The sequence below is a fragment of the Affinundibacterium seohonense genome (genome assembly GCF_014284305.1).
Classification (GTDB): Bacteria; Pseudomonadota; Gammaproteobacteria; order Burkholderiales; family Burkholderiaceae_D; genus Undibacterium; species Undibacterium seohonense.
This window is the reverse complement of record NZ_JACOFW010000101.1, coordinates 1-373: the sequence shown is the minus strand read 5'-3', so window position 1 is coordinate 373 and position 373 is coordinate 1. Positions and strand designations below refer to the sequence as shown.

Here is a 373-nt window from a genome sequence, read left to right as displayed (position 1 = left end):
TGGACATTGGCTGGTGTAACGTGGGTATCGGTGATGAGGGAATGGACGCCATCGACGGTGCGATGATCGAGGTAGAAGAATCCCGTTGGCTTGCCATCACGAACCATGTAGCCCGCATCGGGATCGACCGGACTGATTTTGATTTCTTTCGTTGGCGGCTCTTCATCGTCGTCTTGATGCGAGAGTGGTTTTTTACCATGCGCCAAACGGTCGGCATCAATCGCGCTATTAAGTTCTTCTAGATAGTGCACGGGCTTTTGCGCGACTTGATGAATATCATAGCCATTCTTATTTGCCGAGGCTTTGAGATGGGTGCTATCGCTGTAAAAGACACGTCCACCAATAAGTCCATGTCCAATCGCTTGTTCAACGA

General features: G+C 49.9%; 1 pseudogene. It reads right to left on the bottom strand.

Annotated features, from left to right (window positions below):
- Nucleotides 1–373, bottom strand: a pseudogene (locus tag H8K52_RS20735) (IS5/IS1182 family transposase); the annotation flags it as partial.